This window comes from Marinobacterium jannaschii DSM 6295, from assembly GCF_000620085.1.
GTDB lineage: Bacteria > Pseudomonadota > Gammaproteobacteria > Pseudomonadales > Balneatricaceae > Pontibacterium > Pontibacterium jannaschii.
On sequence record NZ_KK211065.1, the window covers coordinates 1 to 16,522 of the forward strand.

Genomic DNA, 16,522 nt, shown 5'->3' on the forward strand with positions numbered 1-16,522 from the left:
TACGGAGTAAAAAAGTTGCGTTGGTTTATCAAGAGCTCTGGGGCATGTTGCTCGCTTACAATGTGATCCGCCGGGAGGCCGCGCTGGCAGCCATCGCTTATCAGAGAACGCCAAGCGAGATAAGTTTTAAAGCGGCCTATTGTTACATTGCCAGCCAACTAATCGTGATGGCTCAGGCTCAGCCTGTATCCAAAACAGGGCAGCGATTAGCGAACTTAAGATCCGGCATAGGTGAGTTGTGCATCCACTACCGTCCCAGGCCTTCAAGACCCAGGACGGTGAAAATGAGCAAGACCCGCTATCCGGTTGATCGCAGTGCTGCCCCGCTTAAGTGAACGGCATTGGCCTTATCGGCTGCTTTTATTTCCCAAGCGCTAAGCGAAATGCTATTTACTTAAAATAATGTGACTTAGCCATAGTTGTTATAAGTATCAAGCTTAAACAGGTTAGACTTGGCATCATCTACAACTTCATCCAGAAAATCTAAATACACTTCTCTCATTTCTGAATAAGCTTTAGGGATATCCTCTGCCTTAGCAGCGGCAAGAACACTGATAAAAGTCGCCGCAACATAGTTAGCAGTACCCTTCAATATACCACGCGTCATAAAGCCCATTTTGCCAGAGCTATTTAAATAGAAGTGAACCTCTCGCATTACCATATAGGCATCCTCGATCGAGGAGATATCCCTGTCGAAGCACCTCTTGGTATAATCGATTGCCAGAGCTAACTCCTCGAAAAACTCGGACTCCTTAAACCTGCTGGGATCCCCCAGGCCTTCGTTGTAGAACACCCTGCCAAGTCTTTCTTCCAGATCTTCAGCCGGAGACTTCTGAGTATTTTCTATTGAGATATCTTCTGCATGGCAGCTGATCGCACCCCTTATCTTAGCGCCATCATTGATATTGGCGATGTTGACCTTATAACGATCAATCATTCGCTCAAAGTTGTGCCTTGCTGTATCGAACACAACCGTAGACCAAACCTCTTCCTGAAAATTCCCAGGAATTTTGTACATGCCCTGATCTAAAAAGCTCTGCTCATAGTTTATTGACTGTGTATAGTACTGACTATCTTTGGAGTGATGCTCAGCCGCATTAGGCATTCCCAAATCAACCCCGACGATAACGATATCCCTGATGCCAAGAGTTACACAAAGAGAAGCGCCTAGGTTCGATACGGTAGGGTTACACATATCTGCCATAACGAGCGTATTGTTCTCGTTCTGGTCCATAAGGCTAACCATAAAGGTGGAACCTAGATCATTAGGCTTAGGAAGGATATAGGACTCATCAAAAAGCCCAAATACATCCGGGTACACCGTATTCAAACCAAAAAACTTGATACCCTGACGGAACTCAGCACTAGTACCATCATTTAACCAGGCATAAACACCGTATGGTCTTTCCATTTCACAGTGAAGATGTGGCTTAATGCCCTTTTTCTCCAGTGATGACAGGGCAGAGCCACATGAAATCAATATTGCCTTATCCTGGTTCTCCCTCAAAAAATCCACATGCTTGTCGAGGGAAGGACCGTTACCAACGATAATCGCAACTTGATCGGAGATATCTTCACGAACCGTCAACGATTTACGGGCAATTCCATATCCATTTTTCAAGTTACTTAACGTGTGCGAGAAACCAACACGCTCATCATCGTAGAAACCAAAGCCTATAGCGACGTTTAGGATATCTCTCATGATGTAGTCGTATAGCTCTTTCACTTCTACGCTGTCATAATGCTTATATATATAGCACTTAACAACGTTAAAGACGCCAACCCGGTTAAAGAAATCGCAAATCTGCTTATAGCTGGCTTTAGTATCAATTCCGATACAAAACTCAATATTTTTACCTACCGCATCAAATAAGGCAACTATTTTTTCCCAGTCGACAGTATGCATTGAAAGATACATAGATTCAGGATGCGGATCATATATACATAAATTATTTACGTACTTCTGACTTAGTAATTCATGTATATGATATCCAAGCCCAACCCCTAAAACCACTACTGTTTGCAGGTGCTCCGGAGTACTAAGGTAAACCCGATTAAAGTTATTCTCAGAATACTTATAGGACTCAAAGAGCCTACGCATCAGCTTTTGATGCAGGTAGCCGCTTTCCGGCCCTGTATCTTGAAAAGTCAAGTACTTAACATTTGGCTTTTTACAAAAGGCCTCAACCTGGCTACAGGCAAATGAAACCGGAGACTCAGAATAAACATACTTCCCTGACTTGTTAACGACATTTACACTATCGTTTTCATCAAAAGCCAAGAATAAGTTTTCTGGTTTATAGTCCTTATAAAAATCATAAAGAGAAGGCATCTTGCTCTTAAAAAAAAGCAAGTTCTTATTAAAGAGAACTTCTGCTTCCAGTTTTGTCGTAAGTTTGGTTGCTTGCTTTAAAGTTTTCTGTATAGCAGCATCAAAGTCAGTCATTATCTTTTAACTTTTAGTTTTTAGAAGCAGTGAAAGGCAAACGGTCATTTAATCCATCTAACTGATTGCCTGTACTTTGAAAGCTGGAAACGATTCGCTCCATTGCCTGAAACTGCGAAGTTAATCTGGCTTGGTAAGCAGTCATACGAGTTTCCAGCTCCTCTCTATCGGTCTCAATGTCAGACAGGTCTGAATTAATACGCTCTTCCCGCTTGGCAATAGTCCCGGTACTAGAGAGGAAATCATCGATAAGATTACTAATTTCCCCAGCCAGACCATGAGTAAAGGTAATACTAAAGCTACCACTAGCTGTAGCCCCCTCTCTCACCGTCAGATTCAAACCATAAGGGCTGGAGCCAAGCTCAGGTAACAACACCTCACCCGAACCGAAAGCTGTTTTCGAATCTATTGTACCTGCAGCGTTACTTCCACTGGTACCAGTCAAGTTAGTAGCGATACCCAGCCCACCGATATCAGTGCCAGCTTCCGTAAAGCTGACTGCCGAAGAGGTACCATAGGTACGGGAGGTAAAGCTAAAGCTATCCGTTGCGCTATCATAAGCAACATCAACAGCAGCGCCTGCACTTTTAAGCTTACTGTCACCATTAATAAGCGTCTGCAGCTCGCTGCGGATATCTTCCGCGCTGCTGTATGTACCCGTCAGGGTTATGGTATCAGACTCTGTGCCATCGATACTTACTTTAAAGCTGTAATCTCCCGCTGATGTATCCAGAGAGGGGCTGAAATCATCAGTACCGCTGGCAAAGCCTGTGGCAGTAATCGCGTTTGCCGATATGGTGCCCTTTGCCGGGTCAGCCGTGACAGTCGCACTGTAGGTACCAGCCACGGTATCTTGGGCGTAACTACCTACAGTGACACTAACATTAGAATTGGTAGAGCTGACTTGAGTGGCAAACAACGCCTCAACTTGATCGTAGTTGTCCTTAAAGGCTGCGCTGAAGTCGTCTTCATCAATTTCAAGACTACCATCAATCTGAGTACGGATACCGATGTTGGTTAATGAAGATATATCATTGCTCAACCCCGGCACAGCGCCAGTTAACATGTCGCGCACCCGGTTGATAACCAGTTTGGCTGAGCTGTCGGTGGCCAAACTTCCTCTAACAACCTTGTTATCTTCGTCTCGTGTAAAGCCTGTGAGGTTGTTCGCGGTTTCAAAGAAGGTGTTATAGGCCTCTACAAAATCTCGGACAGCTTGCTCGCCAACACTCTTGTCGTTTTCAATCGAGAAATTGATATTTTCACCAACCGAAGCCTTATTCAGGGTGAAATTAAAACCCTCAATAACATCCTCAATACTATTAGTCTCTCGCGTGAGCTCCAGGCCATTCACCTTGAGCTTTGCATCCTCACCTTGCTGCGTTTCCGTCACAGAGGCATAGTTAGAGGCATTAAACTCAAACTCCGAAAGGCTGGCATCATCACTGGTTATCTCAAGTGCATTCGCCTCTCCCGACGGCGCAGTAAGCATCAGCTGATAATCACTCCCCACTTTAAGGACAGTCGCCTGAATCCCCGAATCTTCATCATTAATCTTCTCGGCAAGATCATTCAGGGTATCGCCACTTTCAACAGCGATATTCAGGGCTGACTTACTGTCATTTAACGCAAAGCTTTGTGGATTATCCGAACCATCATAGGTCCAGGTGCCAAACTTAATCGTTAAAGTGCCGCTTTTACTCATATCGGCGTCAGGATCCGATACGGTCGAGGTCGCCAGGCTTTGCGCCTGAGCAACTTGGGTCACTTCTATTTGATAGGAGCCAGTTTGGGCATCGGCATCAAGAGAGTCTGGAGTGATGACTGTAGTTTCGGGAAAAGCTACAGATCTGGCGTTGAAGGTATCGTTGTTACCCAGTGGAGAGAGAACGTTTTGTAACTCTGAAAGGCTGCTTTTCAAGGTGCCATATGCAGATATCTGGGCATCCAGTGACTCTTTCTTCTGGTCTAGCCGCTGCTCCTGCGGCGCCTTGCTAACTTCGACCAAGCTTGAGACCAGAGAGGATGTATCAATACCGGAACCAGCACCTAAAGTACTGATTATATTGCTGCCCATATGCACGCTCCATTTATAAGCAGAAACGCGCCGGACCTAATTAGATCAAGCGCGTTCGTTAAATATGACCCCAACAAGCCCTTCGATATGCTTGGCAAACTCTAACGCTTCTTCGTTTGGGATCTGGCGAATAAGCTCTTCCGTTTCCTTATCAAGGACTTTGACGACAACCTCATCAAGATCCTTGTCTACGCTGAAAGAGAGCGATCGCTGCCCATCTTTCATTAGCTCATTCATTTTTTCTACAGCGGCTTCCAACTGTTCGACTGCTAGCTTTTCCTGCTCGTCCCTGTTCCCTTCAGTAACAACACCTTGAGCCTGGGAGGTTTTCGCCACTTGCTCACTCTGCTGAATCTGTTGGGACTGCTCGCCTTGCGGGGTAATACCTTGCTGAACCGTAGAAGCTGCCACTGTGTTAATGGATTCTATAGCCATTACAGTGCTCCTGTCTTGTCAAAAATCACCTGGCCCCAGGGGCCAGGTGATTGCGCTAAAGTACTATGATTACTGCAGCAGGGACAATACCTGCTGAGGTGCAGCATTAGCCTGAGCCAACATTGAAGTACCCGCCTGCTGCAGTACCTGAGCTCGGGACAGCGCAGCAGATTCAGCAGCGAAGTCAGCGTCCTCAATACGGGAACGGGCTTCGGAAGTTTTCTCTACAGCTGAAGACAGGTTATTAATGGTGAAGTCGAGTCGGTTGTTCACCGCACCCAGCTCACTACGCTGTTCGTCCACCTGCTCCAACGCATTGTCAATTACATCGATCGCCTTGGTTGCGTTGGCTGCAGTTGTGATGTCAATGCTGTTAATGGATGAACCCGTTGCCGCTCCGGTACCGGATTCGTTCTGGTTAATCAGGCCTGTTGCAGTCTTACCTGTTGAGGTAACCTCTACACTGATCGAGGAATCGTTCAGAGAATCCAGCTTAATGCCCGCATTGACATTAATAGCATTTGTTTCGTCATTCGCTGCAGTGAAGTAATCAGTAGAGGTAAAGCCCATACCGCTGATCAGCTTCAGGGAGTCACCTGTATTCGCTTCAATCGAGAATGCATTATTTGAGGTCAGTACCAGCTCCCCGGAATCATTTACAGATGCCGCAACACCGGTGTTGGCACTTTGGCCATTAATCGCAGAGGCCACTGTGTTAATGTCGGAATAGTTAGCTGCGGTAAAGTTAACTTCCTGGCCATTCAGCTTGATACTGGTCGCGGTACTAAGAGCAGAAATACCAGACTCGCTTGCTATACCGGCGCTGGTACCATAAGCACTAGCGGTCAGTGTACCGAGGGAGAGACCCGCAGCATCCTGGTCAGCGGCAGACAGGCCGTAGGTAAAGCTGCTATCGCTATGGAGGTGCAGTTTACCGTCATCATCAGCGTAAGCAATTACACCAGTGGTAGTCTGGACTGCGTTGAATGCAGAGATAACATTGTCCAACGTATCATCGGCCGCCAGGCTAACCTTAGTGTTATTTACGTAAACATCGGCAGCACCGGTCAAAGCAACATAGGCTGCAGTTGCGATCACTTCGGCAGACGCACTATCTTTCAGGAACTGGTTAGCCGATTCTGCCTCCAAGGAAGCCACTACGTTGGTATCGTCAGTTACAGAGTTGATAGCGTCTACTTTCTCGGAAAGCGTATCGACGTCATTACCGTCCAGTTTGTTTGGTACGGCAGTACCATTGATTTTCAGGTCTTCAAAGCCCAGCGCTGTCGCTGCTGCTGCAGAGCCCATAGCATTGCCAACTACAACCCCTCCTGCACGGTTCTCAGACAGACCAAGCTTCGCCAGGTCACCTGAAGAACCTACAGTACCATCAGGACCAGTCTGAACGGTGATTTCACTACCATCATCAGAAGTCAATGCCAGTTGCCCTTCAAAGGCGCTTGCCGAAGAGATACCGGTAATAGTGGCAGCATTACCACCAGCCTGCAGCTGCATAGTGGCACCTGTGCTATTCTGAAGCTGCAGCTCGCCATCATCATCAAGAGAAGCCTGGACATTACCACCTGTAGAAGTATTGATCGCGTCGACAAGTTCAGTCAGGTTATTGGTATCTTTGATCTGATAAGAAGTTGAAGTGCCATCAGTTTCAGTTACAGCAATTGTCAACGTCTGGCTGGTAGTGTCACCAGTACCAACGGAAGACGCTTTAACATCGTTAAAGCCTGAAGCGGTAACACCGTTGATATTGTCGTTGACAGCAGCCAGAACATCATCAAAAGTAGAGGATGAGTTCAATGCACCAACGCTCTGACCGTTGATCAGAATATCGCCTTCCTCAATATCAACGCCAGCCCCGAGACTAACATCATCACCCGAGATATCCGCACTTACAGAACCAAAGCCCAGGTTCTTGGAGTCCATCGCTTTCAGTTCGAAGGAGATAGTCTCATTTGCCTCTGCACCCACCTGCAAATCGACTTTACCTTGGGAACCATCCAGAACGTTCAAACCATTGTAAGTAGTCGTTTCCGCAATACGGTCCAGCTCTTCTACCAGCTGCTGTACTTCGGCGTTCAGAGTGGCGCGGTTACCAGAGTCGTAAGTTCCGTTAGCAGACTGAACGGACAGTTCACGCATACGCTGCAGGATGTTGGTGGATTCATCCAGAGCACCTTCTGCCGTCTGGATCATAGAGATACCGTCGTTTGCGTTACGGCTCGCCTGGTTCAGACCGTTGATCTGAGAGGTCATTTTGTTCGCAATCGAGAAACCCGCTGCGTCGTCTGCTGCAGAGTTGATACGTTTACCAGTGGTCAGACGCTCCATTGCCGTGTTCTGCTCATTCTGAGCAGAACTCAAGCTACGCTGGGCTGTCAGCGACATGATGTTCGAGTTAATTACCATTGCCATGATAGCTTCTCCTAATACCCAGCCAGGTCTGACCGGCTGTATTTGTCAATTCTTCGTTGGGTGGCTGGGCCACAATTATCTAACTTGTGAAAAGTTATCGACCGCTTTTCCAGCTGCTTTAGCACTTTTTAGAAATTTAATTTCTTACGGGCTGAAACTTTTATTTGAAATCTGTCATCGACACTTTCAAACTGATCTTGAGAGCAAAAGGCAACCGAATTGTGAGGGACACTGTGGATAATGAGATAGATCAACTCCTTAGCTTAAGCAGGCAGATCAATGCACATGCCCACAAGGGAGAGTGGGAACAAGTGGAGCCCCTACAAGCACAGCGCACCTCGCTTCTAGAAGCTCTGGATTCCTTAGACCAGGCTAATCTCGACACACAGTCTGATAGATTGCGAGAGGTCATTCAGGAGGTAAAAAGACTGGATACCGAGTCCTTGCTACTTGCGGGCCAGCAGAAGCAGCAACTATCCAGTGACCACAGCCAGCATATGAAAGGTAAAAAGATGCAGCGAGCTTACAGTGCGCTGAAGTAACCTCTCAGCCCATCTGATTACAGATGATCAAACAGACTGAGATTAGCAACTCGGGTAAAGGTGGCCTGGGAGGCCTGAAGAACAACCTCTTCCAGACGCAGCTGCGTGATAGCTTCGGTGTAGTCCAGATCCTGGATACTGGAGAGCGTTGTTTTGGTGAAAAGCTCAAAGTCCAGGTTGGTGTTTAGCTGTTCTTCCAATGAACCTGAACGACTACCTATTGCCGTCTGCGCGGTTAAAACCCGTTCGTTTGCTACCTTAAACTGCTCAATAGCATCGGCAGTGACATCATCCACATTTAATTTGTGACCGGATTCAGTAATGCCGGCCTCAAGTGCCTCCGCCAGATTAATCGCAATATCCAGAACATTCCGGCGGCCATCCTCCGTATGAATTACTACATCTGCGCTTGGGTGCTCTGATTCAGATGTTGTAGTCACATCATCCTCCACACGAACACTGGCACGCTCACCATTCTGGATATTATTCAGATCCAGAGACAAACTCAGCCCTGAATCTGTCGCAACGGTGGTGACCGGTGGGCCTGGGTTAGTAACGTTGTACTGCAGATCAAGCGTTGCATTAGCAGGCACGCCCGAGTCAAAGCTATGGGTAAAGGTGCCAAGTGAAGTCTCCACACCACCATTGACCGAAAAGACCTCATAACCGGTTACAGCATCGCTGTTATCAGTATCAAATTCCACCATCAGTTCGCCACCTGCCAGCGAAGAGGCAAACTCATTGTACAGCGCACTATCACGGATAGTGACATCATCAACGTTGGAAATATCTTCTTCCAGCGGCAGGCGCATTTCAAAACTCCCCCCCACCGTTGGCGCCTGGGCGCCGGTCGCCAGTGACAGAGTAAAGCCGGCAAAAGAGATCTGGTCATTGTTGTAGGCAAAATCAGTTTCGCCCTCTATCTCAACCAGGTTGTTGGCCGCATCGCGGATCTGATAACGTCCCTGCTCTGTACCTGTGGCAGCCAAGAATTCCACACTGTAGTTGGTAAAGCCATGCTCATCGGTGAAGGCTTTTGCCTGAACTTTGTCACTGGCTTCGACAGCAGTAACGCCATTCACAATGGGTTCTCGCTTAAACTCAAAGTCTTCCAGGCGGGGCTGCGTAATATCAAAACGCAATCCATTCAATTGCACTTCAACCGGATTAGCCAGATCACCCAAGGTGGTGTCTCCGACAACCTCATTGCCTCCACTATCGGTCACGCGATAGCCGTAGCTAACCGGAGCCAATGGATCAAACGGCGTCTGTTTTTCCATATAAACAGAGACAGTCAGATCACCCGCCTGCTGAATAAAGGGCTCAAAAGTCAGTTCATCATAAACAGCTTCCCTGTCGGTCGGGAAAGTCAGATGACCACTGGTTGCCGGATCACCAGGTTTACTAAATACATATTCATCATCTGCTGACTCAAACAGGTAGCGCCCCGAATCATTTGAGGGTATGTACAGGTCCGGCGCCACCTGAATCATCCGCTGGCCTTCGTCACCGTGGTAGGTATAAGTCCCTTCCGGCGATTTCTGATAAGGCTGCACGCCCCCTTTACTGCCTGCAAAAAGATACTCTCCCTGTGAATCCTGAGTATTCATCAGCCCGGCGACATAGTCAGCGGTCACCCGCAACTCATTGGCAATAGACTTGCGATCGGCCTCAGTGAGTGTATCGTTCCCCCCCTGAATAGCCAGCTGCCGCATTCTATCAGTCGCGGTATGAATATCATCAAGTACAGAGGATTCAAGATCCAGACGACGCTGGGTAACGTCAATATTACTCTTGTACTTATCGTACTGGGACAGCTCACGCTCCAGCTTCTGAATCTGGGCCGAAGCTACCGGATCATCCGAGGGCTTATTGACCTTCTTACCGGTTTCTATCTGCTCCTGCAGCCGCGCCAGGTTGTTCTGCGAGCGCTGCATATTACTGGTGGAGTTCAGATACTGCTGCTGGGTAGAAATACGCATCGTTTAAACTCCTCAGATAGAGCTGAGCAGGCTGTCAAACAGGGTTTGGGAGGCCCGAATAATCTGGGCTGAGGCCTGATAGGCCTGCTGGAACTGCACCAGTTTGGCGGCTTCTTCATCCATATTTACACCGACAATACTGGCCTTAGTGTTATTTGTGGAATCCAATACCGCTTTCTGTGCCTCAGTGTTGATCTTAGCTACTGCTGTAGTGCTGCCGACTTTCTCAACCATGGCACCATAGATTTCCTGATAGGAGCCACCCGCCAGCACGTCCGCCTGCTGCAAGTTCGAGAGCGCCAAAGCGATACGGTTATCCGAGATACCATCGGTGTTGTATTCGAAGGCGAAACGATCACCCGCCTGGGGTTTGTTGACGATACTGATCTCGTAACCATCGATCTCGATCGCCTCACCTGCCGTAAAGGCGATATTTTCACGCGGACCAAAGCCCTGATCCAGCGGTACGGGTGCCGCAGGATCGGTCATATCCATAATGGTGTAGGTCAGGGGTGTGCTGTTATTAAATACGATTTCAACCGGAGGCTTTAGCTCGCCCTGGGTACTGAATCCCGGTGCATGAATATCGGTAATACTGACGCTGGCCTCGCCGGTTCCGGCATTGTCTTCACCACTGGATACGCGGATAGGAGAGCCCAATGCCAGTAGCTTACCGTCTTTGATCTGGTTCTCAATCTCAGCCGCACCGTTTCGCACCGGCTGGATCAGGAAACGATCCCCTTCGACAAAGGTGCCCTGAGCATCCAGGGTCATCTTCATCCCATCCACTTCCAACACCAGCTCTCCGGTGGTGAAGTCGGCGAAATAAGTGCCATCGGTAACATCATCCTTATTTGTTACCTGGGTCAGGCTATCAAGGGTATAGGTTTTGCCGTCGCTGGCGCGTTCCAGCGTCAGGCTGGTACGGGTATTAAAAATCAGCTCATACTCGGTCGCCTGCAGCTTGGAAAGATCGGTGATTTCCACCCGCGCGGTATCGAGGTTGGAGAGGTTCTGCTCCTTGGCCGAGATACGATCAGCCATCAGCTGGCCGCTATTGATATCGGTAAACATCAGGCTACCGAATTCACCGTTGAGGTCGATACCAGTCTGGTGCAGCTCGTTCATTGATTCGGATATTGCCATGGCAATCCGCCCCAACTCATCCCGGGCCGGGTTGAGCACCTCATCGCGGTAGCTGAGCATACCGCCAATCTGACCACTGGACAGCTCATTAGTGATATCGATTTCACGCCCAGCCTGCATAATCGATACGCCAAACTGCGACTCGTCCGGATCACCCAATGCCGCTTGCAGGGTATTAGCGCTCTGCCCTACCACCAGCGGCTGGCCGTTGCCGATAAAGACGGTCTGCTCTCCGGTATTCTGATCGACCACGGTGACGTCCACCAGTTCGGACAGTTCTTTCACCAGCTCATCTCGCTGATCCTGCAACTCGCTGGCCGGACGACCGGCAACCACGGCGATACGGATCTTATCGTTGACCTCAGCGATATTGCTGCTGAGCGAGTTCACCTGTTCGGTCATCGACTCGAGACGATTATTCACTTCACTGTTTTGCCGGGCAAGATAGTCATCCAGACTGTTGAAGCGCTTGGCCAGTGCATCCGCCTCGGCCACCAGTAACTCACGATTGGGGATCGAAGTCGGATCATCCACCGCGTTCTGCATAGCGTTGAAAAAATTATCCACACCGGTACTGATACTGGTGCTGGCGTCCCCCAACAGATTATCCAATTGGGAGGCCATCGTGGCATAGATATCGGTACGGTTATAGTTGGCGGTATCCGCCCATTGCTGCCGGGTCAGGAAGTCGTCGGTAACGCGTTGCACGTGGCTGACCTGAACCCCTTTCTGCTCGGCGTGGGTTGTCAGATTGGCAATCTGGCGGCTATAACCCTCGGTATTTACGTTGGCGATATTCTGGCCAACCACCGAGAGTGCCCCCTGACTGGCCCTGAGGCTCTGCAGGCCGATACCCAGTAAACTCATGACATTCTCCTAAACCGAAATGCAGCGACAAACAGGGGCTGCAGGCAATAATTAACTTATCGGCTGTTCTCAGCCTTTATTTACATCGTTTCCAGCGGATGCCAGAAATTCACCCTGATAGATACGGCCAATCTTGTCAGCATATTCCGGATCAGTGGCATAACCTGCTTGTTGCAGTTGCTGCAGGTATTCAACAGGATTGGTCGCCTGTTGCAGGGCCGGCTGGTAGCGCGGATTACTCTTCAGAAACTCAACATAGTCCCGGAAACTACTCTCATAGGAATCATAGGCACGGAACGCCGCGCGCTGCTGCTGAGGCACACCGTTGTTATACTCAAGGGTGTTCACCAGGGCACGTTCTCCTGACCAGCGCTGATCAGCCTTGATATTGAACAGGTTATGACTATTGCTGCCGTCACTCTGGCGAATCAGGTGGCGCCCCCAGCCGGTTTCCAGCGCAGCCTGCGCCAGTAAAACCTTAGGGTCTACGCCTATTTCCCCGGCCACCTCTTCCGCCAGTGGCATCAGGCTGCTGACAAACTGCTCCGGCGACTCGAAGCGTTCAGGCAAAACTGTTTTCTCAGCGTCCGTATCTGACGTGACAGCGGCTGATTCGGCTACCGGCTCAGGAGAGCTGATATGAGGCGGGGCTTCGGCCGGGTTAGTCTGACTACGCTCCAGCAGGGCACTGGCAGCCAGATTTGCGGCATTGTCCATCGCACGTTGCAGCATCCGGTCGGATTCACTGAGCGGTTTCAGGGCCGGTTTATCAGGATCGCGGGCATCCATATCGATATCGATCGATTTACCCAGCTGGCGCGCCAGCACATCAGCCAGACCGATTCCCTGATTGCTGGAGATATCCATGGTGATCTGGTTATCCAGCATCTCCTGATAGAAACCAACCTGGCCGCCATTCATCAGGCTGTCTTTCGCCAGTACAGCATTGGCTTCCCGCATGCTCTTCATCATCATGCTGAGAAACATCTGCTCAAACTGCTTGGCTACTTCCTTAAGCGCGCCCTTCTCGTCACTCTTTGCCGTCTGCTTGAGTTTCTGCAGCTCATTCAGTTCGGTATAAAGGGCAGCATGCTTGACCTGGTTATCATTATTGATCATCAGATCACCACCAGATCAGCTTTCAGGGCGCCTGACTGTTTCAGCGCTTCCAGGATTGCCATCAGGTCGCCCGGTGCCGCGCCTACCATATTCACCGCCTCAACGATCTCCTGCAGAGAGGAGCCCGGAGTAAATTCAAACATATGCCCCGATCCCTCATCGACTTCAATGCCGGTACGGGGAGTCACAACGGTCTCCCCTTCGCCCAGGGCATTGGGCTGATTTACATCGAAATTTTCCGTAATCGCCACCGTCAGGCCACCGTGGGTAATCGCCACCGGAGAAACGCGTACGTTCTGACCGATAATAATGGTGCCGGTGCGGGAATTGATCACGACCCGTGCGGCCTCTTCGGCCGGTGTCACAGTCAGATTTTCGAGGATCGATAGGAACGAAACTCGCTGGGCCGGATCCCGGGGGGCCTGCACCTGAATAGAAGTCGCATCCAGTGCTGAGGCCATACCCGGCCCCAGCAGCTGATTGATCTCATCTGAAACACGCCGTGCAGTGGTAAAGTCCGGGTGATTCAGGTTCAGCACCAGGCTGTCACCATGATTAAACGCATTCGGCACGACCCGCTCGACCGATGCCCCGTTCGGGATGCGGCCTACACTGGGCACGTTCAGAGATAACCGTGAACCATCATCGCCCTGGACACCAAAGCCGGACACCACCAGATTACCCTGAGCCACGGCGTAGACCTGCCCGTCAGCACCTTTTAACGGGCTCATTAACAGCGAACCACCGCGCAGGCTTTTGGCATCCCCCAGTGCCGAGACGGTAATATCGATCGATTGTCCCGGCTTGGCAAATGGTGGCAGCTCAGCATGAATCGCCACCGCGGCAATATTCTTCGACTTCGGATTGCTGCCCGGCGGAATCACCACACCGAAGTTGTTCAGCATATTTCTGAAGGTCTGGGAGGTAAAAGCGGTCTTATCACCTGTGCCATCCAATCCCACGACCAAGCCATAGCCCACAAGCTGGTTGGAGCGGACACCGGCAACCGACACCATATCCTTAAGGCGCTCAGCGACAGCTACGCTGCTCAGCAGCAGGGAAAGCAGGAAGATACACAGACGCATATTGCCACTCCTCAGAAGAGCCAGAACGGGCTGATAAAGAACTTGGAGATCCAGCCCATCTCATTGGTATTGCTCACGGTACCCTCACCGGCATAGGCGATACGGGCATCGGCCAGCTTGGTGGAAGGCACGGTGTTATCCACAGAGACATCCTGTGGACGAACGATGCCGCTGATACGGATATATTCATCCCCCTGGTTCAGGGTCAGCCACTTCTCACCTCGCACAATCATATTGCCGTTGGGCAGAACGTTATGCACAGTCACCGAGATATTGCCGGTCAGGCTGTTACTCATATCCGATTTACCTTCACCATCGAACTCGGTGGTACTCTGAGGTACAGAGAACCCCAGATCACTGAAGTTACGCCCCAGAACTGTCGGAGCCTGCTGGTTTATCGTGGTCTCTTTATCCAGCTCGGTCTTAGCTGACTTGGAAGACTGGGTATTTTCAGACAGCACAACAGTGATGATGTCGCCGATACGGTGAGCACGGCCATTGCCATAGAGATTCATCGCGCTGGCACGGCTGTAGATTGAACCGTTGATCGGTGAAGGTTGCTGTAACGCCGATGGATTCACCGGTGCATAGTAAGGGTCACCCTGCATCTGCGGCTTGGTTACGCACCCTGCCAGCAGCAACACACTTAACAGAACGATCAGAGGCTTCATCATCCTATCCTTTGTCGATTAAAGCTGCTGGGTAATAAATCCGAGCATAGAGTCAGCGGTAGAGATGACCTTGGAGTTCATCTCGTAAGCCCGTTGCGTGGTGATCATATTGACCAGCTCCTCCACTGCATTCACGTTTGAGGTTTCCAGCGCGCCCTGGCGCAGGAAGCCGGTACCGGCATCACCCGGATTGTTCGGCTGGGGGGCGCCACTGGCAGCCGTTTCAACGAAGAAGTTCTGGCCACGTGCTTCCAGACCGGCGGGGTTTACAAAGTCAGCGATCTGAATCTGGCCAATCTGGGACCCGTTGGGTGTGCCCGGTGTGACAGCAGAAACAATACCGTCGGCGGCGATCGTAACGGACTGCACCTCAGTAGGCAGCGTGATAGCCGGTTCCAGCAGATAACCTTCTGCGGTTACCAGCTGGTTATCGGAATTCAGATGAAGCTGGCCGTTACGGGTATAGCCGGTATCGCCGCTCGGCAGGGTAATCTGAAGGAAGCCACGTCCGTTGATCGCGACGTCAAATGACTCATCCGTGATCTGCAGATCGCCGGTAGCAAACAGTTTCTGGGTACCCACCGTACGTACACCGGCTCCCAACTGCAGGCCCGACGGCAGCTGAGACCCTTCAGCAGATTCGGCACCTGGCTGACGGCGCACCTGATACAGCAGATCTTCAAATACCGGACGGTCTTTCTTGAATCCGATGGTACTGGTGTTGGCAAGGTTATTTGAAATAACCTTGAGAGAATTGTCCTGTGCCGTAAGACCTGTTTTACCGACAAAAAGTGCACCGTGCATTTGCTAACTCCTGGTTCCTTGTGTCTTACGACAGCTTCAATATCTGTGTGGCAGCAGTGGAGTTTTCCTCTGCTGTTTTCATCATTTTCACCTGCACCTCATACTGCCGTGACAGACTCAGGATAGAGGTCAGTTCAGTTACTGCATTAACATTGCTGGATTCCAGATAACCGGAGCGGATCTTGATATTCAGATCCGGCAGCAAAGGCTCATTTGCCCCGGTACGCATCAGTCCATCGGTGCCCTTAAACAGGGTTTTAGGATCCGGGTTAACCATCTTGATCTGATCAACCAGTACCAGTTCAGTCGCCGCTTCACCCAGGGGCAGTACGGAGATAGAACCATCGACAGCCAGATCGACCTTACCCGCAGGTGGCAAAACGATAGGCACATCACCGTTTCCAATCACCCTCAGGCCACTGCCCGTTACCAGCTGGCCATTGGCATTGATCTGCAGCTGACCGGCGCGGGTCAGACCCTGAGTCCCGTCCGGGCGCTGCACAGCGATCCAGCCTTCGCCATCGATTGCCACATCAAGCTGGCGGCCGGTCTCTATCAGAGTACCGCCGGTCAGATCCGTCGCCGGACGTTCAGTCTGAGCATAAACACGGGATGCGTGACCTTCCCCAAACACCTGCATTGCGCGCGCCTGGGCCAGATCGCTCTTGAAACCGTTGGTCGTGGCATTTGCCAGGTTGTTGGAATGAGCACGCTGGGCCAGCATGTTTTCACGTGCGCCGCTCATCGCCAGAAAGACTACTTTATCCATCGCAATACCCGCGTTATGTCCAGATGAAATCCTGATTGCCCAATACATATGCACATTACATGCCAACCTTTCGGGCTATGGGCTATGGGCTATGGGCTATGGGCTATGGGCTATGGGCTATGGGCTATGGGCTATGGGCTATGGGCTAT

At 50.3% G+C, this 16,522-nt stretch carries 12 protein-coding genes and 1 pseudogene; 2 read left to right on the plus strand and 11 right to left on the minus strand.

Features of this window, described 5'->3' with window-relative positions:
- Nucleotides 1-335, plus strand: a pseudogene (locus tag Q354_RS0117815) (IS4 family transposase); the annotation flags it as partial.
- Nucleotides 336-409: 74 nt separating this feature from the next.
- Here the strand turns inward: Q354_RS0117815 and Q354_RS0117820 are convergent.
- The 4 genes from Q354_RS0117820 to Q354_RS0117835 all read right to left on the minus strand — a co-directional run bounded on the left by Q354_RS0117820 (nt 410) and on the right by Q354_RS0117835 (nt 7,388).
- Complete coding sequence (locus Q354_RS0117820; protein WP_027858779.1) at nt 410-2,446, minus strand: motility associated factor glycosyltransferase family protein; 2,037 nt, start codon at nt 2,444-2,446, stop codon at nt 410-412.
- A 13-nt stretch (nt 2,447-2,459) separates the two neighbouring features.
- Nucleotides 2,460-4,523, minus strand: a complete 2,064-nt coding sequence (gene fliD, locus Q354_RS0117825) for a flagellar filament capping protein FliD (RefSeq protein WP_027858780.1) — start codon at nt 4,521-4,523, stop codon at nt 2,460-2,462.
- Nucleotides 4,524-4,568: 45 nt separating this feature from the next.
- The gene (locus tag Q354_RS27575; protein WP_051560295.1) at nt 4,569-4,958 is read right to left on the minus strand and encodes a flagellar protein FlaG; all 390 of its coding nucleotides are present in this window, start codon (nt 4,956-4,958) and stop codon (nt 4,569-4,571) included.
- A gap of 69 nt (nt 4,959-5,027) precedes the next feature.
- Nucleotides 5,028-7,388 carry a flagellin N-terminal helical domain-containing protein gene (locus Q354_RS0117835; protein WP_027858781.1) on the minus strand — a complete coding sequence of 787 codons (2,361 nt, stop codon included), beginning with the start codon at nt 7,386-7,388 and terminating at the stop codon, nt 5,028-5,030.
- Nucleotides 7,389-7,621: 233 nt separating this feature from the next.
- On the opposite strand from Q354_RS0117835, the gene Q354_RS0117840 reads away from it, so the two are divergent.
- Nucleotides 7,622-7,930: a flagellar protein FliT gene (locus Q354_RS0117840; RefSeq protein WP_169828912.1), complete on the plus strand. Its 309-nt coding sequence runs from the start codon at nt 7,622-7,624 to the stop codon at nt 7,928-7,930.
- 17 nt (nt 7,931-7,947) lie between these two features.
- Here Q354_RS0117840 and flgL read toward each other — a convergent pair whose 3' ends face one another.
- The 7 genes from flgL to Q354_RS0117875 all read right to left on the minus strand — a co-directional run bounded on the left by flgL (nt 7,948) and on the right by Q354_RS0117875 (nt 16,421).
- A complete protein-coding gene (gene flgL / locus Q354_RS27580; protein ID WP_051560297.1) occupies nt 7,948-9,912 on the minus strand; it encodes a flagellar hook-associated protein FlgL in 1,965 nt (654 codons plus the stop codon).
- A gap of 12 nt (nt 9,913-9,924) precedes the next feature.
- Nucleotides 9,925-11,925: a flagellar hook-associated protein FlgK gene (gene flgK / locus Q354_RS0117850; RefSeq protein WP_027858783.1), complete on the minus strand. Its 2,001-nt coding sequence runs from the start codon at nt 11,923-11,925 to the stop codon at nt 9,925-9,927.
- A gap of 69 nt (nt 11,926-11,994) precedes the next feature.
- The gene (gene flgJ / locus Q354_RS0117855; protein ID WP_027858784.1) at nt 11,995-13,044 is read right to left on the minus strand and encodes a flagellar assembly peptidoglycan hydrolase FlgJ; all 1,050 of its coding nucleotides are present in this window, start codon (nt 13,042-13,044) and stop codon (nt 11,995-11,997) included.
- Nucleotides 13,044-14,129: a flagellar basal body P-ring protein FlgI gene (locus Q354_RS0117860; RefSeq protein ID WP_036230583.1), complete on the minus strand. Its 1,086-nt coding sequence runs from the start codon at nt 14,127-14,129 to the stop codon at nt 13,044-13,046. Before Q354_RS0117860 ends, flgJ begins: the two co-directional genes overlap by 1 nt.
- Nucleotides 14,130-14,140: 11 nt before the next feature.
- Complete coding sequence (flgH, locus tag Q354_RS0117865; protein WP_027858786.1) at nt 14,141-14,800, minus strand: flagellar basal body L-ring protein FlgH; 660 nt, start codon at nt 14,798-14,800, stop codon at nt 14,141-14,143.
- Between the two features lie 18 nt (nt 14,801-14,818).
- A complete protein-coding gene (gene flgG / locus Q354_RS0117870; RefSeq protein ID WP_027858787.1) occupies nt 14,819-15,604 on the minus strand; it encodes a flagellar basal-body rod protein FlgG in 786 nt (261 codons plus the stop codon).
- A gap of 25 nt (nt 15,605-15,629) precedes the next feature.
- Nucleotides 15,630-16,421, minus strand: coding sequence for a flagellar basal body rod protein FlgF (locus tag Q354_RS0117875; RefSeq protein WP_407637286.1), 792 nt, complete (start codon nt 16,419-16,421; stop codon nt 15,630-15,632).
- Between the last annotated feature and the right edge of the window lie 101 nt (nt 16,422-16,522).